Genomic DNA, 25524 nt, shown 5'->3' with positions numbered 1-25524 from the left:
GCCTCGCCCTCCTCGACGCAGCACTGACGACCACCGAACCAACCCTCGTCACAGCCAAGTTCGCCAAAACCCGCACCCAGCGGACCGGACGCACTGCCGTGGCGCCGGCGTCGCCGGCCAGGCTGGCGGAGCGGCTCGGTGCACTGGGCCCGGCCCGGCGGCGGCCGGCGCTGGCGGACTTCGTCCGGGAGCAGGTCGCGGCCGTGCTCGGCTTCGCCGACGCCAGCGCGATCGACCCGAGCCGCCAGCTCCAGGACCTCGGGTTCGACTCGCTCACCGCGGTCGAGTTCCGCAACCGGCTGAACGGGGCCGCCGACATGCGCCTGCCCGTCACGCTGATCTTCGACTACCCGACGCCCGACGCCCTGACCGACCACCTCATGGAGCGGCTCTTCCCGGAGGCCGCCGCCGGTTCCCCGGCGGGTGCCCACGGTGCTCCGGCGCAGAGCGACGCCGAGGTGCGGGCGCTCCTCACCTCCCTGCCGATCGCCCGTCTCCGCGATGCGGGCCTGGTCGAAGCGCTGTTCAAGCTGGCGTCCGATCCGAACGGCGAGCCGGCGGCGGAGGCCAAGGAGAAGGCCGAGGCCATCGACGCCATGGACTTCGACGACCTGATCCAGCTGGCTATGGAGGGCGGAGACTCCTGACCCTCCTCAGCCCCCACGCAGTCACCGCCTGCCCCGACCAACCCAAGGAAAGCAATCATGAATCTCGCTGCGACCTGGCAGACACTGCCGAAGATTGATGCGAAGACCGGTACGACCACCGTCGGCGGCCCGGCCGGCCGCACGGTGTACGGCACCGGCGAGGCGGCCGGTCTGGTCGCCAAGGAGGTCGTCCTCTGCGCCGACTTCACCGTCACCGGCCGACCTGAGGCCAGCTTCCCCGACCTGGTGGCCCGGCTCGACCTCGACCCCGACTTCTGGCACATCATCCCGCCGAGCATAGAACCCGGCACCGACATCAACGGTGCCGAGTACGTTCGCTCCTGGCTCGCCCCGGTCCGGGAGAGCGGGCTGCGGGTGAAGGCCGTGATGGGCTACTGCGTGGGTGCCGTCTACGCGGCCGAGCTGGCCGAAGCGGTCGCCGAGCTCCAGGGCGACAAGCCCCAGCTGATCGTGTTCGACCCCGAGCAGACCAGCCTGGACACCATCCGCTACCAGTTCGGCAACGTCCTCGGAATCCTCTCCTCGATCCTGAACGACGAGGACATCGCCGAGACCAAGGAGGCCGTGGACCGCTTCTACGAGACCGAGGGCATGACGGTCGGCCGCTACGCCTCCGAGCTCTACGAGACCTTCCGCGGCATCGGCCGGCGCGCCTTCCTGCGGGCCGGCCTGGACCCCGAGTACGGCGAGGAGATGTGGGGCGCGTTCAGCTCCTTCCTCTCCTACCTGAGCTTCGCCGACCAGCTGGACCCGGCGCCGGGCTGGCAGCGCGCCACCGCCCTCAGCTCGTCCAGCCCGCTCAACGGCCTGAACCGCCTGCGCGGCACGGCCGGTGAGCACGCCGCCGACGGCGTGGTCGCCAGCGAGTTCGCGTTCACCGAGGGCCACGACGAGCTGCTCCGGTCGGACGAGGTCATCCACACCGTCGCCGAGCTGCTGAGGAAGTGATCATGGTCCGGATGACGGGGCAGCGGGCCACCGACAAAGAGCAGGCCCTGTGGCTGCTGGAGGAGTTCGCCCCCGGCACCGGGGTGAACAACCTGTGCGTGGCGTTCAGCGTGGAGGGGAGGCTGCGGCGGCCGCTGCTGGTCGCGGCCGTCACCCGCGCGGTGCGGCGCCACCAGGTGCTGCGGACTGTGTTCAGGATCGAGCCGGAGGGGATGGTCAAGGAGATCCTCCCGGCCGACCGGGTCGAGCTCAGCCTGGAGGAGCTGCCGGACGCCGCACCCGGCGAGGACCGCGCCGAGCTGACCAGGTTTCTGGGGCGGCCGTTCGCGACCGACGGCGGCCTGCTGGTGCGGGTGGCCGTGCAAACCGGGCACGACGCCTCCGGGAACAGCCGGGAGGTGTACTGCGTCGCCATCCACCACGCGGTGTTCGACGGACTTTCCTCCGCTCTGCTGCTCGGTGAGCTCGTCGCCTCCTACAACACCCTGGCGGCCGGCGGCGATCCGGCCGAACCCGAGGCCGTGCCCGCCTGGCAGGAGCCGGCGCCGAGCGAGGCGAGCGCAGCCTTCTGGCGCGAGAAGCTGGCCGGGTTCCGGGCGGCCGACCTCGATCTGTGGTGCGAGCGGCCGGAGGCGGCTGGGGCCACCCTGACCGGACAGGTAGTCAACCAGGAGATCTCCCGTGCCGCGCGCGACGCGGTGCGGCGGATGCAGAAGGAGCTGCGGGCGCCCGAGTCGGTCGTCCTGCTGGCCGCGTACGGAGTGCTGCTGGCCGCGCACGGCGCCGGGCCAGACCTCACCATCGGCTCGCCGGTGAACGTGCGGTCGCCGGAGGCTGCGGCTGCGATCGGCTACCACATCAACGTCCTCACACTGCGGATGCCGATCGACCCGGCGGCGGGCTTCCGGTCGTACGTGAAGCTGGCCCGGCGCGCCTTCATGGAGTCGGCCTCGTACGCCGACTACCCGGTGGACGAGCTGCTCGGGCTGGTCGAGCGCGAAGGCTGGCGCAACAACCTGTTCCGGCACGCCTTCAACTACGTACCCGACATGAACGCCGGCTTCGAGCTGGACGGGCTGCCGGCGGCGCCCGAGCTGATCGAGAACGGTTTCAGCAAGTTCGACCTGGAGTTCTTCGTTACCTCGGCGGCGGAGTCGCTGCGGATCCGGGCCGCGTACTGCGTGGACGTGCTCGACCCGGCCGACGTACGGCTGCTGCTCGCCCGGTACGAGGAACTGCTGGTCGCGCTCGCCGGGGCGCCGGACCGGCCGCTGGCCGAGGTGCCGGTCTGGTCCGAACGGGACCGGGCGGTGATCGGCGTGGCCAACGCCACCGACCGGGAGCTACCCCGGCCGACGGTGCTGGAACTGATCGCCGAGCGCGTCTCGGCCGCACCGGCCGAGGACGCCACCGCTCAGGACGGCAGCGCACAGAACGCTGCCGTTCTCGACCGGGGCCACGCCTTCGGGCCGCGCCGACTCTGGGCAGCTGCCGAGGCCACCCGGGACCGGTTGCTGGCCGCCGGTGTCGGCAGCGGCGACATCGTCGCGCTGCTCGCGCCGCGCTCGGCAGAGCTGGCCGCGGCCGCGCTCGGGGTCTGGCTCGCCGGCGCCGCCTACCTGCCGCTGGACCCCGACCACCCCGAGCAGCGGCTGCGCCACCAGCTCGACGACTCGGGCGCGGCGGCCGTCCTGCTCGGCGAGGGCGTGACCACCCCCGGCGAGCGGACCACGCTGTCGCTGGTCGACGTGGGCTCGGTGGAGCCGGTGGTCGGCCCGGTCGAGCCGACCGGCGGCGCGACCGGGGCCGACCTCGCCTACCTCATCTACACCAGCGGCTCCACCGGGCTGCCCAAGGGCACCCTGCTGGACCACCGCAACCTGGCCAACCTGATCACGCACTTCGCCGATGACCTGCGGGTCGGACCGGCCGACACAGTGCTCTGGCTGACCACGTTCAGCTTCGACATCTCCGCCCTGGAGCTGTTCCTGCCGCTGGTCACCGGCGCCCGGCTGGCCGTCGCACCCGCCGAGGCCCGCACCGACGGCGCCGAGCTGGCCGCTGCGCTGCGCCGCTACGACGCCACCGTCGTCCAGGCCACGCCGACCACCTGGCGGCTGGTCATCGACCAGGTCGCCGACGGGCTGGCCGGCCGCCGGGTGCTGTGCGGCGGCGAGCCGCTGCCGGCCGTGCTGGCCGGCAAGCTGGCCGCCACCGGCTGCGAGTTGATCAACGTGTACGGGCCGACCGAGACGACCATCTGGTCGACCGCCGGGCGGATTGAGGCGGGCGCGGCCCGGGTGGACGTCGGTGCGCCGATCGCCAACACCCAGGTGTTCGTGGCCGCGCCGGACGGCCGGGCGCTGCCGCTGGGCACCCGCGGCGAGCTGTGCATCGCCGGCGAGGGCGTGGCGGTCGGCTACCACCAGCGGCCCGAGCTGACCGACCAGCGGTTCGGCGAGCACCCGGAGTTCGGCCGGTTCTACCGGACGGGCGACGCCGCGGCCTGGACCCACGACGGCCGGCTGGAGATCCTCGGCCGGCTGGACCGTCAGATCAAGCTGCGCGGCAACCGGATCGAGCTGGGCGAGGTGGAAGGCGTGCTGCTGGCCCACCCCGACGTCCGCGCCGCCGCGGTCGTGGTGGCCGAGGATACGGAGGGCGACGCCGCCCTCTGGGCCTTCGTGGTCGTCCCGGACCGCGCCGACGCCGTGGGCGAACTGTGGGAGCACGCGCACGCCTCGCTCCCTTACGCCGCGACACCCCAGGAGTATGTGGCCGTGGACGCCTTCCCGACGACCGGCAACGACAAGGTCGACTACCCCGCGCTGCGCCGACGGGCCGAGGAGCTGCTGGCCGCCCGGTCCGCGGAGGCCCGGGAGAGCGGCGCGGGCGACGCCGGTTCCGCCGGAGCGGCCGACGGCGGCACGGCGGGCAGCGGCGACGAGTTGCTGGACGCGGTGCTGCCGATCTGGAACGCGGTGCTGGAGCGCTCCGGCCTGGGCGCCGACAGCCACTTCTTCGCCGACGGCGGGCACTCACTGCTGGGGGTGGTGCTGCTTCAGAAGATCCACAAGGCGACGGGCGTCCGGATGAAGCTCCAGGACCTCTTCGACGGCCCGACCCCGCCGGCCTTGGTCCGCGCCATGCGGGCAGTCGGCGCGGCCGACGCTCCGTAGCGGACACCGGCCCACGCGAAAGCGGCTCGCACCCACTGGTGCGGGCCGCTTCGACGTTCCGTCCTGCGCGGGGCACGCTCGCACCGGGCTCCTGCGGACTTGGACAGCTGTACGGATCACGGACGTCCGTGAAAACGCCGACGACCCCGGCCCGTTCCTGGGCCGGGGTCGTCGGTGCGTGCCGCTGGGGGCGCCGGCTACAGCCAGCCGTTGCTCTCCGCGATGCGAGCCGCCTCGGCCCGGGTACGGGCGGAGGTCTTCGCCATGGCGGAGGAGACATGGTTGCGCACGGTGCCGTCGGAGAGGCCGAGCGTGCGGGCGATGTCGGTGACCGTGCCGCCGCCCAGCGCCTCAGCCAGCACCTCCCGCTCGCGAGCGGTGAGCGGGCTGGTCCCCGAGAGCATCGCCTCGGAGGCCAGCGCGTAGTCGAGCACCCGCAGCCCGGCCGCGGCCCGCCGGACGGCCTCCACCAGCTGCTCCGGCGGGGCGTCCTTGACCAAGAAGCCCACCGCACCGGCCGCGACCGCCCGGGTGAGGTACCCCGGGCGGCCGAAGGTGGTGCAGATGACGATCTTGCAGGACGGCAGTGAGCGGGCCAGGTCGGCGGTGACGGCGAGGCCGTCCTTGCCAGGCATCTGGACGTCCATCAGGACGACGTCGGGCCGGGTGCGCAGGGCCGCCGCCTCGACTTCGGATCCGGAGCCGACCTCGCCGACGACCTCCAGGTCGGGCTCCAGCTTGAGCATCGAGGCCAGTGCGCCGCGGATCAGTGCCTGGTCGTCAGCCAGTAGGACCCTGATCATGCCTGCTTCGCACCCCCGCCTGTCGGCCGTCCGCCGGCCAGTACGCCCGTCAGCGTACCCCCTCCGTCCGTAGGTGCCCGGCGAGTTCGTCGGCCGTCGGGTAGTCGTAGACGGCGTCGGCCTCCAGCGCGATGCCGGTGATGCCGACGAGGCGGTTGCGGAGCTCGACGGCGGCCATTGAGGAGAGGCCGAGGTCGAAGAACTCGGCGTCCCTCTCGATCGACTCGGCATCGGGGAACTGCAGCACGGCGGCGGCGTGCCGACGGACCAGCGCGACCAGCAGATCGCTGCGCTCCTCGGCAGGGCCGTCGGCGAGCAGCCGGCGGAACGCCTCGGGGTCGTCCAGCGGGTCGGCGGCCACCTGCTCTTCGCGGGCAGGCGCGGCCTCGGCGGCCGGTCCGGCGGCGAGCAGCGCGGGCGCGCGGACGGCGGCCGGGGCGTCCTGCTCCCGCAGCCGGGCCAGGGCGGGCAGCAGTTCGCCGAGCGGGGCACCGGTGCTGAGGCCGAGGACGGCGAGCAGGCCGTCCAGGTCCTCGCGGGCGACGGCGTCCCAGAGGTCGGCGCCTGGCAGGGCAGCCGCGGCGGGCTTGGGGGCCGGCGGCCAGTAGCGGCGGCGCTGGAAGGGGTAGGTGGGCAGCGGGACGGTCGGTCCGGCGCCGATCACGGTGCCCCAGTCCACGGCCAGGCCGCGGACGTGGGCCCGGGCCAAGGCCTCGATCAGGCCGGCGGCCTCGCCCCGGTCGCGGCGCAGCAGCGGGACGGCGGCACCATTCCAGTCGGCCAGACCCTCCTGGGCCGTCGCGGCGAGCACGGCGTCGGGGCCGAGTTCGAGCAGCAGGGTGACGCCCCTCTCCTGGAGGGTGCGCAGGCCGTCGTGGAAGCGGACTGGTTCTCGCAGCTGCTCGGCCCAGTAGTCGGGCGAGGTGAGCTCGGCGGTGGTGGCCGGGCGGCCGGTGACGTTGGAGACGACGGGGAGCCGCGGCGCCTGGTAGACGATCTCCTTGGCGACGGCCCGGAACTCCTCGACCGCCGGGTCCATCAGCGGCGAGTGAAACGCGTGACTGACCGTCAGCCGCCGTGTCTTGTGCCCGCGTTCGGCCAGTTCGGCGGCCACCCGTATGACGTCTTCCTCGACACCGGAGAGCACCACCGCGGCGGGCCCGTTGACGGCGGCGACCGCGACGGTGTCGGCGAGGCCGTCGAGCAGTGGCAGCACCTCGGCCTCGGTGGCCCGGACGGCGACCATGGCGCCGCCGGCCGGGAGGGCTTGCATCAGCCGGCCGCGGGCGGCGACCAGCTTGACCGCGTCGGGCAACGAGAAGACGCCGGCGACGTGGGCGGCGACGAGTTCGCCGATGGAGTGGCCGGCCAGGATGTCCGGGCGGACGCCCCAGGCATCCAGGGTGCGGTGGAGAGCGGTCTCGACCGCGAACAGTGCGGCCTGGGTGTACTGGGTCTGCCCGAGCAGCGCGGCGGCGGCCTCCGGGTCCTCCGCACCGGGGACGGTGCCGTCGACGACCTGACGCAGCGGCAGCTCGAGGTGCTGGTCGAAGGCGTCGCAGACGGCGTCGAAGGCGGCGGCGTAAACCGGGTGGGCGACGTACAGCCCGCGGCCCATGGCGATCCGCTGGCTGCCCTGGCCGGTGAAGAGGAACCCGGTGCGGGCGCGGCGGGCGGTGCCGGTGAGGACGTGCTCGGCCGGGGTGCGGGCGAGCAGCGCGTCGAGGCCGGCGGCGAGGTCGTCTCGGGTGGTGCCGAGGACGGCCAGCCGGTGCTTGTGCGCGGTGCGGGTGGTGGCGAGCGAGCGGGCCAGGTCGGCGGCGCCCTGCTCGGGCCGGGCGTCCAGGTGGGCACGCAGGTTGCGGGCCTGGTCCTGGAGCGCGTCGGCGGTCTTGGCGGAGAGCAGCCACGGCAGGACGGCGGGGCCCGCCTCGTCGGTCTCCGGGGTGTCCGCGGCGCCCGGGGCGATCGCGGCCTGCCGGTCCTCGGCGGGCGCCTGCTCCAGGATGACGTGGGCGTTGGTGCCGCTGATGCCGAAGGAAGAGACACCGGCCCGGCGGGGGCGTCCGGTCTCGGGCCAGGGGCGGGCCTCGGTGAGCAGCCGGGTGGCGCCCTCAGTCCAGTCGACGTGCTGGGTGGGCTCGTCGACGTGCAGGGTCTGCGGCAGTTCGCCGTGCCGGATGGCCTGCACCATCTTGATCACGCCGGCGACGCCGGCGGCGGCCTGGGTGTGGCCGATGTTGGACTTGATGGAGCCCAGCCAGAGCGGCTGATCCTCGGGGCGGTCCTGGCCGTAGGTAGCGAGGATGGCCTGGGCCTCGATCGGGTCGCCGAGGGTGGTGCCGGTGCCGTGACCCTCGACCGCGTCGACGTCGGCGGCGCCGAGTCGGGCGGAGGCCAGGGCCTGGCGGATGACGCGCTGCTGGGCGGGCCCGTTGGGGGCGGTGAGGCCGTAACTGGCGCCGTCCTGGTTGATCGCCGATCCCTTGACGACGGCGAGCACCTGGTGGCCGTTGCGGCGGGCGTCGGAGAGCCGCTCGACGAGCAGCATGCCGACGCCCTCGGCCCAGCCGGTGCCGTCGGCGCCGGAGGCGAAGGACTTGCACCGGCCGTCGGCGGCGAGGCCGCGCTGCCGGCTGAAGTCGACGAAGACGGATGGGGTGGAGAGCACGGTGACGCCGCCGGCGACGGCGAGGTCGCACTCGCCGGAGCGCAGCGCCTGTATGGCCCAGTGCAGGGCGACCAGCGAGGACGAGCAGGCGGTGTCGACAGTGACTGAGGGGCCTTCGAAACCGAAGGTGTAGGAGACCCGGCCGGAGGCGACGCCCGCGGAGACCCCGGTGCCGACGAAGCCGTCGAGGTCGTCGTCGAGGTGCTGCAGGTGCATGCCGTAGTCGTGGTACATCAGGCCGACGAAGACGCCGGTCTGGCTGCCGCGGACGGCGACGGGGTCGATCCCGGCGTGCTCCAGCACCTCCCAGGTGCTCTCCAGCAGCAGGCGCTGCTGGGGGTCCATGGTGACGGCCTCGCGGGGCGATATGCCGAAGAAGGACGGGTCGAAGCCGGTCGCCTGGTCGATGAAGCCGCCTTCCTTGGTGTACGTGGTGCCGGGGTGATCGGGGTCGGGGTGGTAGAGCTCGGCGAGGTTCCAGTTGCGGTCGGTCGGGAAGTCGCCCATCGCGTCGCGGCTCTCGGCGACGAGCTGCCAGAGCTGGTCGGCGTCGGTGACGCCGCCGGGAAGGCGACAGCTCATGCCGACGATGACGATCGGGTCCTCCTCGGTGCCGGCCGCGGAGCGGATCGTGGCGGCACCGGCCGGGCCGTCGAGCAGCTGGCCGCGCAGGAAGCCGGCCAGGACCAGCGGGGTCGGGTGGTCGAAGATCAGCGTTGCCGGCAGCCGCAGGCCGGTGGCGGCGTTCATCCGGTTGCGGAACTCGACGGCGGTCAGCGAGTCGAAGCCGGTCTCCTTGAACGGGCGGTCGGCCTCGACGGTGCTCTGGTCGCGGTGGCCGAGGACCAGCGCCACCTGGGTGAGTACCAGGTCGAGCAGCACCCGGGCGTGCTCGGCCTCGGGCATCCGGGCGAGGCGTTCGCGCAGCTCGGCGGCGACGGCAGGGTCGACGCCGGTGGCACGGCGGCGGCCGGGCGGAACCAGCCCGTGCATCATGGCGGGCAGCGCGCCGAACCGGGCGGCGGCCCGCAGTGGGGCGAGGTCGAGGCCGACCGGCACCAGGCCGGCGTCTGCGCGGGCGCCGGCGGCGTCCAGCAGGGCGAGGCCGGCGGCGGTGGTGATCGGGGTGATGCCGGTGCGGGCCAGGCGGGCCCGGTCGGCCTCGGTCAGGCTGCCGGTCAGGCCGCTGTCCTGCTCCCACAGGCCCCAGGCGAGGGAGAGCGCGGGCAGGCCGAGGGCGTGCCGGCGCCGGGCGAGGGCGTCGACGACGGCGTTGGCCGCGGCGTAGTTGGCCTGGCCGGGGCCGCCGAGCACGCCGGCGGCGGAGGAGAACAGGACGAACGCGGTCAGCGGCAGCCCCCGCGTGAGCTCGTCCAGGTTGAGTACGGCGTCGGCCTTGGGCCGCAGCACGGCGTCGAGGCGCTCGGGGGTGAGCGCGCCGAGGGTTCCGTCGTCGAGTGCGCCGGCGGCGTGCACGACACCAGTGAGCGGGTGCTCGGCGGGGACGGCGGCCAGGACGGCGGCGAGCGCCTCGCGGTCGGCGGCGTCACAGGCGGTGACGGTGACGTCCGCGCCCAGCTCGCGCAGTTCGGCGGCGAGTCCGGCGGCACCGGCGGCGGCCTCGCCCTGGCGGCTGGTCAGGAGCAGGTGGCGGACGCCGTGTTCGGTGACCAAGTGGCGGGCGACGATCCGGCCGAGGGTGCCGGTGCCGCCGGCTACCAGGACGGTGCCGTCGGGGCTCCAGCGGGTGCCGGGTTCGGCGCCCTCTGCGGGCGGGGCGGGCCGGGCCAGGCGCGGGGCGAGGATGGCGCCCTCGCGCAGCGCGAGCTGGGGCTCGCCGATGGCGACGGCGGCGGGCAGGGCCTGCCACGAGGCATCGGTGTCGTCGAGGTCGACCAGGACGAAGCGGCCGGGGTTCTCCGACTGGGCGGAGCGAATCAGGCCCCAGACGGCGGCGGCGGGCAGGTCGTCGCCGGTCTCCGGGCCGACTGCCACGGCCCCGTGGGTGAGGACGACCAGCGGTGCCTCGCCGTTGCGCTCGTCGGCCAGCCAGTCCTGGGCGGCGGCGAGGGTCTCGGCGGTGACGGCGCGGATCGCGGCGGGCTCGTCGAGGGCGGGGTCGGCGCCGATCGGTGCGAGGAAGGCCAGCTGCGGCGCGGGGCCGTCGGCGGGCCGGTGCTGACCGGCCGGGGTGATCCGGGCGCCGGCCGCCTCTACGGCGGCGCGCAGCGCGGTGGCGCCCTCGTCGCCGAGCAGCAGGCAGGGCGCGCCCTGGAGGGCGGTGGCCGGGGCCTGCGGGGCGGCTACCCAGTCGAGGGTGAAGAGGCTGTCACGCAGCGGGTCGGCGCCGGCGCCGAGGTCCTCGGCGACGAGCGGTCGCACGACCAGGGTGTCGACGGTGGCGACGGGTGTGCCGACGGCGTCGGCGACCTCGATCCGCACCCCGTTGGGGCCGGACTGGGCTAGCCGGACGCGCAGGGCGCTGGCGCCGACGGCGGCCAGCCGCACGTTGGTCCAGGTGAAGGGCAGCAGCGGGCCGCCGGGGGCGCCGTCCTGGGCGGGGAAGAACCCGCCCAGGGCGAGCGGCTGGAGGGCGGCGTCGAGCAGCGCGGGGTGCAGGCCGAAGCCGTCGCTGCCGTCGGCGGCCTCCTCGGGGAGGGCGACCTCGGCGAAGAGTTCGCCGTCGCGCCGCCAGACGGCCCGCACGCCCCGGAAGGCAGGGCCGTAATGGACGCCGACGGCGTCCATCAGCTCGTAGACGGTCTCGGCGGCGAGTGCCTCGGCCCCGGCCGGGGGCCAGCTCGACTCGGCGAAGGCCGCGGGGCCCTCGATACGGCCGAGCACACCGGTGGCGTGCCGGGTCCACGGCTCGTCGGGGCCGGCGTCCTCGGCGCGGGAGTGGATGGTGAGGGTGCGTCGGCCGTCGGGGTCGGGGGCGGCGACGGAGAGTTGGAGCTGGACGCCGCCGCGCTCGGGCAGGACCAGGGGCGCCTGGAGCGTGAGCTCCTCGACCAGGTCGCAGCCGGCCTCGTCGCCGGCCCGCAGGGCGAGGTCGACGAAGGCGGTGCCGGGCAGGATGACGTTGCCGTTGACGGCGTGGTCGGCCAGCCAGGGGTGGGTCTTGACCGCGAGGCGGCCGGTCAGCAGGACGCCGTCGGCGTCGGCGAGCGCGACGGCGGCACCGAGCAGCGGGTGGCCGACGGCGCCGACGCCGAGCTGGCCGGGGTCGCCGTCGACGCGGACGCTCTTGGGCCAGTAGCTCTCGTGCTGGAAGGCGTAGGTGGGCAGTTCCGTGCGGCGCGGCCGGGCGGCGGCGAGCAGCGGGTGCCAGTCGAGGTCGCCGCCGCTCACCCAGTACTGGGCGGCGGAGACGAGGAGGCGGTCGAGGCCGCCGTCGTCGCGGCGCAGGGTGCCGATGACGGCGGCGTCGTGGGCGCCGGCGTCGGCGAGGGTGTCTCGGACACCGTGCTGGACCAGCGGGTGCGCGCTGACCTCGATGAAGCGGCCGTGGCCGGCCTCGGCGAGTGCGGCCACGGCGGGGGCGAAGCCCACGGTCTCGCGCAGGTTGGTGTACCAGTAGGCGCCGTCGGCCTCGGGGCCGTCGATCCAGCGGCCGTGGACGGTGGAGTACCAGGGGATGCTGCACGCGGTGGGAGTGATGGGGGAGAGGAGTTCGGCGAGTTCGGCCTCGATTGCCTCGACGTGTGCGGAGTGCGAGGCGTAGTCCACCTCGATCCGCCGGGCCCGTACGTTCTCCGCCTCCAGCACCGCGAAGAGTTCGTCCAGCGCGTCCACGTCACCGGACACCACGGTCGTCTGCGGCCCGTTCACCGCGGCCACCGAGATCCGGCCGTCCCAACGGCCGAGCCGCTCACGCACCTCGCCCGCCGCCAACGGCACCGACACCATGCCGCCCCGGCCGGCCAACGCCACGATGGCCCTCGACCGCAGCGCCGCCACCCGGGCGCCGTCCTCCAGCGACAGACCGCCCGCCACCACCGCAGCTGCGATCTCACCCTGCGAGTGACCCAGCACAGCTGCCGGTACCACCCCCAGCGAACGCCACACCGCCGCCAGCGACACCATCACTGCCCACAGCACCGGCTGCACCACATCCACCCGGTCGAGACCGGGCTGACCCGCCTCGGACCGCAGCACACCCGTCAGCGACCAGTCCACGAACGGAGACAGAGCCGCCTCGCACTGCGCCATCCGCTCCGCGAACACCTGAGACGACTCCAGCAACTCCACCCCCATCCCCACCCACTGCGAACCCTGACCCGGGAACACGAACACCGTCTTCCCCAACGGACCCGCGGTACCAGTCACCAGACCAGCGGCGCCGATGCCGGCTTCGAGGCCGCGCAGACCGGCCAGCAGTTCCTCGTGGTCGGCGCCGACCACGACGGCCCGGTGCTCGAACACCGAGCGGCCGGTCAGCAGCGAGTGCGCGACGTCGGCCGGGGCCTGGTCGGGGCGGGCCCCGACCCAGTCGGCGAGCCGGCCGGCCTGACCGCGCAGGCCGCTGATGCCACGTCCGGAGAGCGCCCAGGGCACGGCGGGCAGCTCGGCGCCCGGCTCGGCGGGCGCCGCGGCGGGCGCCTCCTCCAGGATCACGTGCGCATTGGTGCCGCTCATGCCGAACGAGGACACTCCGACGCGGCGGGGTTCGGCGCCGGCCGGCCAGGGGCGGGCCTCGGTGAGGAGCTCCACTGCGCCGGCCGACCAGTCGATGTGCTGGGAACGCTCCTCGGCGTGCAGGGTGCGGGGCAGTACGCCGTGGCGCAGCGCCTCGACCATCTTGATCATGCTGGCGGCGCCGGCGGCGGCCTGGGTGTGGCCGATGTTGGACTTCACCGAGCCCAGCCACAGCGGCCGGTCCGCGGGCCGGTCCTGGCCGTAGGTGGCAAGCAGCGCCTGCGCCTCGATCGGGTCGCCGAGCGCGGTGCCGGTGCCGTGCGCCTCCACCGCATCGACCTGCCCGGCGGAGAGCCGGGCGTCGGCGAGGGCCTGACGGATGACGCGCTGCTGAGACGGGCCGTTGGGCGCGGTGAGGCCGTTGGAGGCGCCGTCCTGGTTGACGGCCGAGCCGCGGATCACGGCGAGTACGGGGTGCCCGTTGCGGCGGGCGTCGGAGAGCCGCTCGACCAGCAGCACGCCGGCACCCTCGGCGAGCGCCATGCCGTCGGCGTCGGCGGAGAACGCCTTGCAGCGGCCGTCGCGGGCCAGCGCCCGCTGGCGGCTGAAGCCGATGAAGGTGCCGGGGGAGGAGAGCACGGCGACGGCGCCGGCCAGGGCGAGCGAGCAGTCGCGGTTGCGTAGTGCCCGGACGGCCAGGTGCAGGGCGACCAGCGAGGAGGAGCAGGCGGTGTCGATGGTGACCGCCGGGCCCTCCAGGCCCAGGGTGTAGGAGATGCGGCCGGAGACGACGCTGGTGGCGACACCGGTCATCAGGTAGCCCTGGAGATCCGGCGGGGCCTGGAGCATCTGGGTGAGGAACTCGCCGCTGTTGGCACCGACGAAGACGCCGGTGCGGCTGCCTTGCAGAGCCTCGGGGGCGATGCCGGCGCGCTCGATCGCCTCCCAGGAGGTTTCCAGCAGCAGGCGCTGCTGCGGGTCCATCGCGACCGCCTCGCGCGGCGAGATGCCGAAGAACGGTGCGTCGAAGTCGGTGGCGTCCGCGACGAAGCCGCCCTCACGAACGTAGCTGGTGCCGACCGCGTCCGGGTCCGGGCTGAAGATGGACTCCAGGTCCCAGCCGCGGCCCTCCGGGAAGCCGGAGATCGCGTCGCCGCCGCTCTCGACGATCTTCCACAGGTCGTCAGGGGTGTTGGCGCCGCCGGGGTAGCGGCAGCCCATGCCGATGATCGCGATGGGCTCGTGGTCCTTCTCCTGGGCCGCCTGCAACTGCTGTCGGCTGTCGTGGAGTTCGGCGGTCATGCGCTTGAGGTAGTCAACGAGCTGCTCTTGGGTCGCCATTCCTCTGCCTTTCTTGTGGTGTCCGGGGGCGGCTCAGGAGAGTCCGAGCTCGTTGTCAATGAAGTTGAGGAGTTCGTCGGCGCTGACGTCCTCCAGGCGGCCGGAGATGTTCTCGGTGGCGGGACCGGCTTCGGGCCGGCGCTCCTTCCAGGCCGAGAGCAGCCGCTCCAGACGGGCGGTGATCTCCTCGGGGGTCTCGCACTCGGCCGCGACGCCGGCCAGGGAGGCCTCGATGCGGTCGATCTCGGCGAGGATCCGCTGGTCCGCGCTGTGCTCCGGCGGGGCGATCTCGGCCAGCAGGAACGCGGCCAGCACGGCCGGGTTCGGGTGGTCGAACACCAGGGTGGCGGGCAGCCTGACGCCGGTGACGGCCATCAGGCGGTTGCGGAACTCGACGGCGGTCAGCGAGTCGAAGCCGATCTCCTTGAACGCCCGGGCCGGCTCCACGGCCTGCGGGCCGGCGAAGCCGAGCACCGCGCAGACGTGGCCGCGGACCAGGTCGAGCAGCAGCGGTAGCCGCTCGTCGCCGGGCAGCGCGGCCAGCTGCTCGGCCAGCCCCTCGGCGGCCTGCTGGTCGGTCCCGCCGGCCAGCACCCGGCGGGCGGTGGTCCGGACCAGGCCGCGGAACAGCGGCATCACCATGCCCTGGGCGGCGTCGGCGTGCAGCTTGGCCAGGTCGAGGGCGATCGGCACCAGCACGGGCTCGTCGGAGCAGACGGCTCGGTCCAACAGCTCCATGCCCTGGGCGAGGTCCAGCGCACCCATACCGGTGCGGCGCAGCCGGGCGAGGTCGCCCTCGTCTAGTTGGCCGGTCATCCCGCTGCCGCTGTCCGGGGACCAGAGGCCCCAGGCGAGCGCCGTGGCGGGCAGGCCCTGGGCCCGGCGGTGGGCGGCGAAGGCGTCCAGGAAGGCGTTGGCCGCGGCGTAGTTGCCCTGGCCGGGGCTGCCGAACACGCCAGCCGCGCCCGAGTAGAGGACGAAGTGGGCGAGGTCCGCCCCCGCGGTCAGCTCGTGCAGGTGTACGGCGACGTCGACCTTGGGTCGCATCACCCGGGCGAGCCGCTCGGGCGTCAGGGAGGGCAGCACGCCGTCGTCCAGGACACCGGCGGTGCTGACCACAGCGGTCAGCGGGTGCTCGGCGGGGACGGCGGCCAGGACGCCGGCCAGTGCCTCGCGGTCGGCGGCATCGCAGGCCGCGACGGTCACACTCGCGCCCAGCTCCTCCAGCGCGGCGACCAGCTCGGCGGCGCCGGCGGCGGACCTTCCCTGACGGCTCGTCAGCAGCAGGTGGCGGATGCCGTGCTCGGTGACCAGACGCCGGGCGGCCAGCGCGCCGAGGGCGCCGGTACCGCCGACCACCAGCGCGGTGCCGGCGGGGTCGCAGACGGGCGGGGCGGTGAGGACCACCTTGCCGGTGTGCCGGGCCTGGGCGACGTGGCGGAACGCATCGACGGCGTGCCGTACGTCCCACTCCCGGATCGGCGGCAGGCTGAGCGCTCCCCGGGCGAACAGCGCCATGATCTCGGCGAGGATCTCGCCGGTGCGCTCCGGGTCCAGCTCGGTCAGGTCGAAGTTGACATAGGAGACGCCCGGGTGACTCCCGGCGAGCACGGCGGGGTCGCGGACGTCGGTCTTGCCCATCTCGATGAAGCGTCCGCCCTCGCCCAGCAGTCCGAGCGAGGCGTCGGTGAACTCACCGGCCAGCGAGTTGAGCACGACGTCGACGCCGGTGGCGAAGGTGTCGGCGAACTCCAGCGTGCGGGAGGAGGCGATCCGCTCGGCGGGGACGCCCAGGTCACGCACGGCCGACCACTTGGGCTCGGAGGCGGTGGCGCAGACCTCGGCCCCGAGGTGGCGGGCGATCTGCACGGCGGCCATACCGACGCCGCCCGCCGCCGAGTGCACCAGTAGGGACTCGCCGGCGCCGAGGCCGCCCAGATCCACCAGCGCGTGGTAGGCGGTGATGTGGGCGATCGGGACGGCCGCGGCCTGGCCGAACGACCAGTCGTCGGGGATCGGTACGAGCAGCCGGTGGTCGGTGACGCCATGGCGGGCGAAGCCGCCGTTGAGTACGCCCATCACCCGGTCGCCGGGTGCGAACCCGGTGACGTCCTCGGCGACCTCGACGACGACGCCCGCGGCCTCGCCGCCCATCGGCACCTGGCCCGGGTACATGTCCAGGGCGATCAGCACGTCGCGGAAGTTGAGGCCCATCGCCCGGGTGTCGATCCGGACCTGGCCGGGCGCCAGCGGCACATCCGGCTCGGGCAGCAGCGCGAGGTTGTCGACGGTGCCGCGCCGGGTGACGTCCAGGCGCCAGTTGCCGGCCGGCGGCACCAGCGGGCCGCCGCTCTCGATGCCGGGTCGGGCCAGTCGCGGGGTGTGGGCGACACCGTCGCGCAGGGCCAGCTGGCCCTCGCCGGTGGCGAGTGCGGCGGGCAGCGCCCGCAGCGACTCGGGCGAGGAGTCGAGGTCGACCAGGACCAGCCGGTCGGGGTTCTCCGACTGGGCGCTCCGGGCCAGGCCCCAGACCGCGGCGTTGGCGATGTCGGAGACCTCCTCGCCGCGGGCGGCCGCGACCGCGCCGCGGGTGACCAGGACCAACCGGGCGGACGGCAGGCCGTCCTCGCCGAGCCAGGCCTGGAGCAGCTCAAGGGCGGCGGCCGTCCGGTCGGCGACCGCGGTCGCCAGATCCTGCCCGGCGGGGGCCGGGGCGAGCACGGCGACCACCCGGTCCGGAGCCGCGCCGGAGGCGCGCAGCTCGGCGAGCCCGGCGTAGCCGGTGGCCTCGACGCCGGCGCCGGCCGGCGCGGCCAGGTCGCCGAGGACGGCCCAGCGCTCACCAACGGGCTCCTCGTCGACGGGCAGCCGCGCCCAGACGAGGGTGAAGAGGTGGTCCGGCCCGGCGGTGCGGGCGGCCGCGCCGGGGCCGGTCGGGACGGGACGGGTGACCAGGGCGGCCACCTCGGCCACCGGGATGCCCGCCGGGTCGGTGGCGGTCAATTCGAGCCGGTCGGCGTCCTTCGGGGTGAGCCGGACCCGCAGCTCGCTCGCGCCGCTGGCGTGCAGCCGTACGCCGGTCCAGGAGAACGGCATCCGCGGCCCCTGCTCTGCGGATGCCGGGTCAAGGGCGACGGCGTGCAGGGCCGCGTCGAGCAGGGCCGGGTGCAGACCGAAGCCGGCGGTGTCGGTGCCCTCGGGCAGCGCGGCCTCGGCGAACAGGTCGCCGTCCTTGCGCCAGACCGCCTTGAGGCCCTGGAACAGCGGGCCGTAGCCGAGGCCGACCTCGGCCAGCCAGGTGTACAGGCCGTCGAGGTCGAGCGCCTCGGCGCCCTGTGGCGGCCAGCTGCCCCGCTCGGGCGTGGCGGCACGGGCGGCGGCGGTGGCGAGCACGCCGGTGGCGTGCGCGGTCCACGGCTCGTCCGGCCCGGCGCCGTCCGGCCGGGAGTGGACGGCAAGGGAGCGTCGGCCGTCGGGGTCGGGGGCGGCGACGGAGAGTTGGAGCTGGACGCCGCCGCGCTCGGGCAGGACCAGGGGCGCCTGGAGCGTGAGCTCCTCGACCAGGTCGCAGCCGGCCTCGTCGCCGGCCCGCAGGGCGAGGTCGACGAAGGCGGTGCCGGGCAGGATGACGTTGCCGTTGACGGCGTGGTCGGCCAGCCAGGGGTGGGTCTTGACCGCGAGGCGGCCGGTGAGAAGCATGCCGTCGGTGTCGGCAAGGGTGACAACGGCACCGAGCAGCGGGTGCACCGCGGCGCCCAGGCCGGCCGCGCCGACGTCGCCGGCGCTCGCGGAGCGCTCCTCCAGCCAGAAGCTCCGGTGGTGGAAGGCGTAGGTCGGCAGGGCCACGGTGCGCGGGGCGGCGGGGGCGAAGGCCCGGCGCCAGTCCACTGCGACACCCCGTACCCAGAGCTCGGCGGCGTTGGTCCACAGTCGGCGCAGCCCGCCGTCATCGCGGCGTAGGGTGCCGCCAGTGACGGCGGCGGCGCCGGCGTCCTCGGCGGTCTCCTGAACGGCGGAGGTGAGCACCGGGTGGGCGCTGGCCTCGACGAAGGTGGTGTGGCCCTGGTCCAGCAGCGCGCGGACGGCGGGCTCCAGGTTCACCGTGGTGCGCAGGTTGGCGTACCAGTATCCGGCGTCGAGCCCGGCCGTGTCCAGCCAGTCGGTGACGACGGTGGAGAAGAAGGGGATCTCGCCGGTCATCGGGGTGATGGGGGAGAGGAGTTCGGCGAGTTCGGCCTCGATTGCCTCGACGTGTGCGGAGTGCGAGGCGTAGTCCACCTCGATCCGCCGGGCCCGTACGTTCTCCGCCTCCAGCACCGCGAAGAGTTCGTCCAGCGCGTCCACGTCACCGGACACCACGGTCGTCTGCGGCCCGTTCACCGCGGCCACCGAGATCCGGCCGTCCCAACGGCCGAGCCGCTCACGCACCTCGCCCGCCGCCAACGGCACCGACACCATGCCGCCCCGGCCGGCCAACGCCACGATGGCCCTCGACCGCAGCGCCGCCACCCGGGCGCCGTCCTCCAGCGACAGACCGCCCGCCACCACCGCAGCCGCGATCTCACCCTGCGAGTGACCCAGCACAGCTGCCGGTACCACCCCCAGCGAACGCCACACCGCCGCCAGCGACACCATCACCGCCCACAGCACCGGCTGCACCACATCCACCCGGTCGAAACCGGGCTGACCCGCCTCGGACCGCAGCACACCCGTCAGCGACCAGTCCACGAACGGAGACAGAGCCGCCTCGCACTGCGCCATCCGCTCCGCGAACACCTGAGACGACTCCAGCAACTCCACCCCCATCCCCACCCACTGCGAACCCTGACCCGGGAACACGAACACCGTCTTCCCCAACGGACCCGCGGTACCAGTCACCAGACCAGCGGCGACGGCGGTCTCGGCCACCAGCCCGGCGGCGGCGCGCAGTTCGTCCGCGTCGGCGCCGACCACGACGGCCCGGTGCTCGAAGGCGGTGCGCGAGACGGCGAGCGAGTGCGCGACGTCCGCGGCCGTACCGGCGCCGTCCGGCAGCTCGGCGAGCCGGCCGGCCTGGCCGCGCAGCGCCTCGGCGGTCCGGGCGGAGAACGGCCAGGCCACGACGGGCAGTTCGACACCCGGCCCGGCGGGCTCGGCGGCCTTCTCGGCCGGCGCCTCCGCCAGGATCACATGCGCATTGGTGCCGCTGATGCCGAACGAGGAGATGGCGGCGCGACGTTCGCGGCCGTCGTGCTCCCACGGCACGGCCTCGGTGAGCAGGCGTACATTGCCCGCCGACCAGTCCACGTGCGGCGAGGGCTCGTCGATGTGCAGGCTCTTCGGCAGCACGCCGTGGCGCAGCGCCTGCACCATCTTGATCACGCCCGAGACGCCGGCGGCGGCCTGGGTGTGGCCGATGTTGGACTTCACCGAGCCCAGCCACAGCGGCCGGTCCGCGGGCCGGTCCTGGCCGTAGGTGGCAAGCAGCGCCTGCGCCTCGATCGGGTCGCCGAGCGCGGTGCCGGTGCCGTGCGCCTCCACCGCATCGACGTCGGCCGCGGTGAGGCCGGCGTTGACCAGCGCCTGGCTGATAACCCGCTGCTGGGACGGGCCGTTGGGCGCGGAGAGCCCGTTGGAGGCGCCGTCCTGGTTGATCGCCGATCCCTTGACGACGGCGAGCACCTGGTGGCTGTTGCGGCGGGCGTCGGAGAGCCGCTCGACCAGCAGCATGCCGACGCCCTCGGCGAGGGCGAAGCCGTCCGCCGCGCCCGCGAAGGACTTGCTGCGGCCGTCGCGGGCCAGCGCGCCCTGCAGGCTGAAGCCGATGAAACCGGCGGGGCTGGACATCACGGTGACACCGCCGACGAGGGCGAGGTCGCAGTCCCCATTGCGAAGCGCCTGGGCCGCCAGGTGCAGGGCGACCAGCGAGGAGGAGCAGGCGGTGTCGATGGTGACCGCCGGGCCCTCCAGGCCGAAGGCGTAGGCGACCCGGCCCGAGACGACACTGCTCAGCGTGCCGGTGACCAGGTGGCCGATCGACTCGACCGGCAGCTGGTCGGAGTTGCGTCCGTAGGCCTCGTGGGCGGCACCGACGAACACGCCGGTGCGGGTGCCGCGCAGCGAGCCGGGGGCGATCCGGCCGTGCTCGATCGCCTCCCAGGAAGTCTCCAGGAGCAGCCGCTGCTGCGGGTCCATGGCCAGCGCCTCGCGCGGCGAGATGCCGAAGAACTCGGGGTCGAAGTCGCCTGCCCGGTGCAGGAAGCCGCCTTCGGTGACGTAGGTGGCGACCGGCGCGTCCGGGTCGGCGAACGCCTCGACGTCCCATCCGCGGTTGTCCGGCATCGGGGTGATCGCGTCCCGGCCTTCGGCGACCAGCTGCCACAGCTCGTCGGGGTTGCGGATGCCGCCGGGGGTGCGACAGCTCATGCCGACGATGACGATCGGGTCGTCCACGTCGACCGCGGCCGCGGCCGCCGCCCGCACCGGCGCGGCCTCGGCCTGGGTGCCGAGCATCTTGCTCAGCAGGAGCTCGGCGAGCACCGTGACATTGGGGTAGTCGAAGACGATGGTGGCGGGCAGCGAGAGGCCGAACACGGCGGTCAGCCGGGCGCGCAGCTCGACGGCGGTCACCGAGTCGAAGCCGAGGTCGCGGAAGGCGCGCCCGGCGTCGACAGCGGCCCCGCCGGAGTAGCCGAGGACCAGGGCGACCTGCTCGCGGACCTGCTCGACCACCGGGGCGAGACGGTCCTCGGGGGCGAGCGCGAGCAGCCGCCCGCGCAGCCCGCCGACCTTCTCCTCGGCCTGTGGCGCGGCCGGGGCCCCGGCCGCGCCGGCCTCGGCGAGGCCGTCCAGCAGCGGGCGGCGGCGGGTGGCGCTGAACAGCGGGACGAACCGCTCCCAGTCGACGTCGGCGACGACCAGGTTGCCCTCGTCGTCGGTGAGGGCCTGCCAGAGAGCCTCGACGGCCAGGTCCGGGTCCATGAACCGGACGCCGGAGCGGCGCGCGTGGTCCTCGTCGAGCAGCGCGGTCATGCCACCGCCGGCGGCCGACCAGAAGCCCCAAGCCATCGAAGTTCCGGCCAGGCCACGGCCCCGGCGGTACGCGGCGAGCGCGTCCAGGTAGGCGTTGCCGGCCGCGTAGGCGCCGTTGTGGCTGCCGCCCCAGACGCCGGCGCCCGAGGAGAACAGTACGAAGGCGTCGAGCGGCTCGGTGAGCAGCTCGTCCAGGTGGGCCGCGCCGACGATCTTGGCCCGGGTGGCCTCGGCGAGCTCTGCCGGGTCCAGGTCGAGCAGCGGCCGCAGGTGCGGGACGCCGGCGGTGTGGAAGACGGCGGTGACGGGGCGGCCCTCGGCCGCGGTGGCGGCCAGCAGGGCGGCGAGCGCCTCGCGGTCGGCGACGTCGCAGGCCGCGACGGTCACACTCGCGCCCAGCTCCTCCAGCTCGGCGACCAGCTCGGCGGCACCGGGCGCGTCGGCGCCGCGCCGGCTGGTGAGCAGCAGGTGCCCAGTGCCCTCGCGGGCCAGCTTGCGGGCGGTCTGTGCGCCGAGGCCGCCGGTGCCGCCGGTCACCAGCACGCTGCCGCGCGGGCGGAAGTCACCGGCCGGGGCGGCGGCCCCGCGGGGTGCCGGGGTCAGGCGGCGGGCGAAGACGCCGGACGCGCGGATGGCCAGCTGGTCCTCGTCGCCGATGCCGGCCAGGACGGCGGCCAGGCGGCCGAGGGCTCGCTGGTCGAGCTGCTCGGGCAGGTCGACCAGGCCGCCCCAGAGGCCGGGGTGCTCCAGGCCGAGGACACGGCCGAGACCCCACACGGCCCCCTGGCCGGGGTTGCGTACGGGGTCGATCCGGCCGATGCTCTCGGCGCCCTCGGTGGCGAACCAGAGCGGGCTGTTGGGGGCGGTCTCGGCGGCGGCCCGGATCAGCGCGAGCGCCGGGGCCAGGTCGAGGGCGAAGACCAGCAGCCCGGCCGGGGCCTCATCGGTGTCCGACGCGCCGGAGCTCAGGGCGGCGGCCAGCACGGTCCGGTCGGCGTCGTCGTCAACGGGCAGCAGGCGCGGCCGGGCGCCGTGCTGGGCGAGGGCGGCCACCAGGGCGGCCACGTCCTCGTCGCCGGCCCGGGCGGCCGGGACGGCCACCCACCAGGGACCGGTCAGCGCGGCGCGCGCGCTCTCGACCGGGGTGACCGGCGTCCAGGCGATCCGGTAGCGCCAGGAGTCCACGACGTCATGGTCCTGTCGGCGGCGGCGCCAGGAGGCGAGCTTGGGCAGCAGGTCGGCGAGCGGGGAACCGTCGGCGATGCCGAGCGTGTCTGCCAGGCCGGCGGCGTCCTCGCGCTCCACGGCGGCCCAGAACTCGGCGTCCGGCTCACCCCCGGCCGCGGCGGCCGGGGAGGGCGGGGCGGGCGGCGCGAAACCGGGCGCGTCGGGCATAAACCAGTAGCGCTGCCGCTGGAAGGCGTAGGTGGGCAGGTCGACGGCGCGCGGGTCGGCGGGCGCGAAGTAGGCGTCCCAGTCGACGGCGACGCCCTTGGTGTGCAGGAGGGCCAGCGCCTCGACGAAGGTGCGCTCCTCCGGGCGGGCCTTGCCGAGGACGGACACGAAGGTCTCGCCGCCGTCGAGGGTCTCCAGCGCCAGGCCGGTCAGGGTGGCGTCGGGGCCGACCTCGACGAAGACAGTGGCGCCGGCGGCGCGGGCGGCGGCGACGCCGTCGGCGAAGCGCACGGGGCGGCGGACATGCTCGACCCAGTAGTCGGCGGTGGTCAGCTGGCCCGGCTCGGCCAGACGGCCGGTGACGTTGGAGACGATGGGGATGGTGGGCTCGGAGAAGGCGATCCCGCTGATCGCCGCACGGAAGTCCGCCAGCATCGGGTCGACCAGCGGCGAGTGGAAGGCGTGCGAGACCCGCAGGCGCCGGGTGCGCGCGGTGGTCCGCTCCTCGATCGCGGCGATCGCGGCCTCGGTACCGGAGACCACCAGGGCCTCGGGGCCGTTGACGGCGGCGATGCCGGCCTCGGCCTCGAAGCCGGCCAGCAGCGGCAGCACCTCGTCCTCGGAGCCGGCGACGGCCAGCATCGCCCCGCCGGTGGGCAGGGTCTGCATCAGCCGGGCCCGGGCAGCGACCAGGGTGCAGGCGTCCTGCAGGTCGAAGACCCCGGCGACGTGCGCGGCGGCGATCTCACCGACCGAGTGACCGACCAGCACGTCCGCGCGCAGGCCCAGCGACTCCAGCACCCGGTAGAGGGCGACCTCAAGGGCGAACAGCGCCGGCTGGGTCACCCCTGTCTCGGCCAAAAGCTCCTGCGGGCCGGTGAACATCGCGTCCCGGACCGGATGGTCCAGCAGTGGGTCCAGGATCTTGCATACGTTCCGCAGCGCCTCGGCGAACTCCGGGAATGCCTCGGCCAGCTGACGGCCCATCCCGACCCGCTGGCTGCCCTGGCCGGCGAACAGCAGACCCAGCCGGCCGCCCGCGCCCGAACCGGTCACCGCGGCGGCGCCGGGCTCCCCGGCGGCCAGCTCGCGCAGCCCGGCCAGCAGCTCGTCCCGGTCCGCGCCGACCACCACAGCCCGCTGGTCCAGCACCGCGCGGGTGGTCGCCAGCGACCATGCCACGTCGTCGTCCCGCAGTTCCGGCCGCTCCTCGGCCCACGCGGCCAGCCGCTCTGCCTGCACGACCAGCGCCTGCGCGTCGCGCGCCGACACCACCCACGGCGTCAGCGGCCGGCTCGACGAGACTGGCCGCTCCGGCGTCTCCGACTGCGCCTCGGCCGCCGGCCGCTGCGGCGCCTCCTCCAGGATCACATGCGCGTTGGTGCCGCTGAACCCGAACGCCGAGACCGCCGCACGGCGCGGTGCGTCCGCCCGCTCCCACGCCCGGGCGTCGGTGAGTAGCTTCACCTCGCCCGCCGACCAGTCGACGTGCGGCGAGGGCTCGTCCACATGCAGGGTCTTCGGCAGCACGCCGTTGTGCATCGCCATCACCATCTTGATGACGCCGCCGACACCGGCCGCCGCCTGGGTGTGGCCGATGTTGGACTTCAGCGAGCCGAGCCAGAGCGGCTTGCCCTCGGGCCGGTCCTGGCCGTAGGTGGCGAGCAGGGACTGCGCCTCGATCGGGTCGCCCAGCGTCGTCCCGGTACCGTGGGCCTCCACCGCGTCGACCTGCGAGGCGGCCAGGCCGGCGTCGGCCAGCGCCCGGCGGATCACCTGGATCTGGGACGGCCCGTTCGGCGCGGAGAGCCCGTTGGACGCGCCGTCCTGGTTGATCGCCGAACCGCGCACCACCGCCAGCACGTGGTGGCCGTTGCGCTGGGCGTCGGACAGTCGCTCGACGAGCAGCACGCCGACGCCTTCGGCCCAGCCGGTGCCGTCCGCCGCAGCGGCGAAGGACTTGCAGCGGCCGTCCGCCGACAGGCCGCGCTGCTTGGAAAACTCCACGAGCGTGTTCGGCGTGGCCATCACGGTCGCACCGCCCGCCAGCGCCATGGTGCACTCGCCACGCCGCAGCGCGTGCACCGCCAGGTGCAGGGCGACCAGCGAGGACGAGCAGGCGGTGTCGATCGAGACCGCCGGGCCCTTCAGGTCGAGCGCGTACGCGACCCGGCCGGAGGTGACGCTGCCGAGCGCCTCGGCCCGGAAGTAGTCGTGGTACATCACACCGGTGAAGACGCCGGTCCGGCTGCCGCCCACGGACGTCGGGTCGATGCCGGCCCGCTCGAACACCTCCCAGCATGCCTCCAGGAAGAGCCGCTGCTGCGGATCGGTGGCGAATGCCTCGCGCGGGGAGATCGAGAAGAACCCGGCGTCGAACTCGGCCGCGTCATAGAGGAAGCCGCCCCCACGCGCAGTGGTCGTCCCTGGGTGGTCCGGGTCGGGGTGGTAGAGGTCCTCGGCCCAGCCACGGTCGGTCGGGAACTCCGCGACCCCGTCGCCGCCCTCGGCGACCAGCCGCCAGAGGTCCTCCGGCGAGCCGACGCCGCCGGGGTAGCGGCAGCTCATTCCGACGATCGCGATCGGCTCGTGCTCCCTGCCCTCGATCTCGCGCAGCTGCTGCCGGCTCTGGTGCAGGTCGGCGGTGACCCGCTTCAGATAGCCGCGGAGCTTCTCTTCGTTTGACATGGAAAACGTCACCCTTCTCGGGCCGGAGCACTGGTTCAGCAGGAACGGTGGCCGGGCGGTGTACCAGGCCGGTTCAGGACAGGGGTGGTGCGGATGTCATGAGGGTGTGGCGTGGGCGGTTCAGAGTGCGTTGTCGATGAAGGCGAACATTTCGTCGTCGGTTGCGTCGTCGAGCTGGTTGG

At 74.4% G+C, this 25524-nt stretch carries 7 protein-coding genes; 4 read left to right on the top strand and 3 right to left on the bottom strand.

All coding sequences use genetic code 11. The features are described from left to right. The 3 genes from ACLQ2N_RS35770 to ACLQ2N_RS35760 all read left to right on the top strand — a co-directional run. On the top strand, positions 1 to 647 hold a 647-nt coding region (locus tag ACLQ2N_RS35770; RefSeq protein ID WP_425819940.1), incomplete at its 5' end, for an acyl carrier protein. Positions 648 to 704: 57 nt separating this feature from the next. Continuing rightward, positions 705 to 1616 carry a hypothetical protein gene (locus ACLQ2N_RS35765; protein WP_425819938.1) on the top strand — a complete coding sequence of 304 codons (912 nt, stop codon included), beginning with the start codon at positions 705 to 707 and terminating at the stop codon, positions 1614 to 1616. A gap of 2 nt (positions 1617 to 1618) precedes the next feature. Further along, positions 1619 to 4795, top strand: coding sequence for a non-ribosomal peptide synthetase (locus ACLQ2N_RS35760; RefSeq protein WP_425819936.1), 3177 nt, complete (start codon positions 1619 to 1621; stop codon positions 4793 to 4795). A gap of 197 nt (positions 4796 to 4992) precedes the next feature. Here ACLQ2N_RS35760 and ACLQ2N_RS35755 read toward each other — a convergent pair whose 3' ends face one another. Genes ACLQ2N_RS35755 through ACLQ2N_RS35745 form a run of 3 tightly spaced genes read right to left on the bottom strand, consistent with a single transcriptional unit; the run spans position 4993 to position 25342 of the window. Then, positions 4993 to 5598 (bottom strand): response regulator transcription factor, encoded by a 606-nt coding sequence (locus tag ACLQ2N_RS35755; RefSeq protein ID WP_425819934.1) that lies wholly within the window; start codon positions 5596 to 5598, stop codon positions 4993 to 4995. Positions 5599 to 5647: 49 nt separating this feature from the next. Further along, the gene (locus ACLQ2N_RS35750; RefSeq protein ID WP_425819932.1) at positions 5648 to 14248 is read right to left on the bottom strand and encodes a type I polyketide synthase; all 8601 of its coding nucleotides are present in this window, start codon (positions 14246 to 14248) and stop codon (positions 5648 to 5650) included. A 33-nt stretch (positions 14249 to 14281) separates the two neighbouring features. Further along, positions 14282 to 25342 (bottom strand): type I polyketide synthase, encoded by an 11061-nt coding sequence (locus ACLQ2N_RS35745; RefSeq protein WP_425819930.1) that lies wholly within the window; start codon positions 25340 to 25342, stop codon positions 14282 to 14284. Here ACLQ2N_RS35745 and ACLQ2N_RS35740 point away from each other — a divergent pair. Then, positions 25341 to 25524, top strand: a 184-nt coding sequence (locus ACLQ2N_RS35740) for a hypothetical protein (RefSeq protein ID WP_425819928.1), incomplete at its 3' end; no start/stop codon positions are given. The two genes, ACLQ2N_RS35745 and ACLQ2N_RS35740, sit on opposite strands and share 2 nt — an antisense overlap.

The sequence above is a fragment of the Streptomyces sp. DT224 genome, assembly GCF_049844595.1.
Classification (GTDB): Bacteria; Actinomycetota; Actinomycetes; order Streptomycetales; family Streptomycetaceae; genus Streptomyces.
This window is presented reverse-complemented; position numbering and strand designations above follow the sequence as displayed.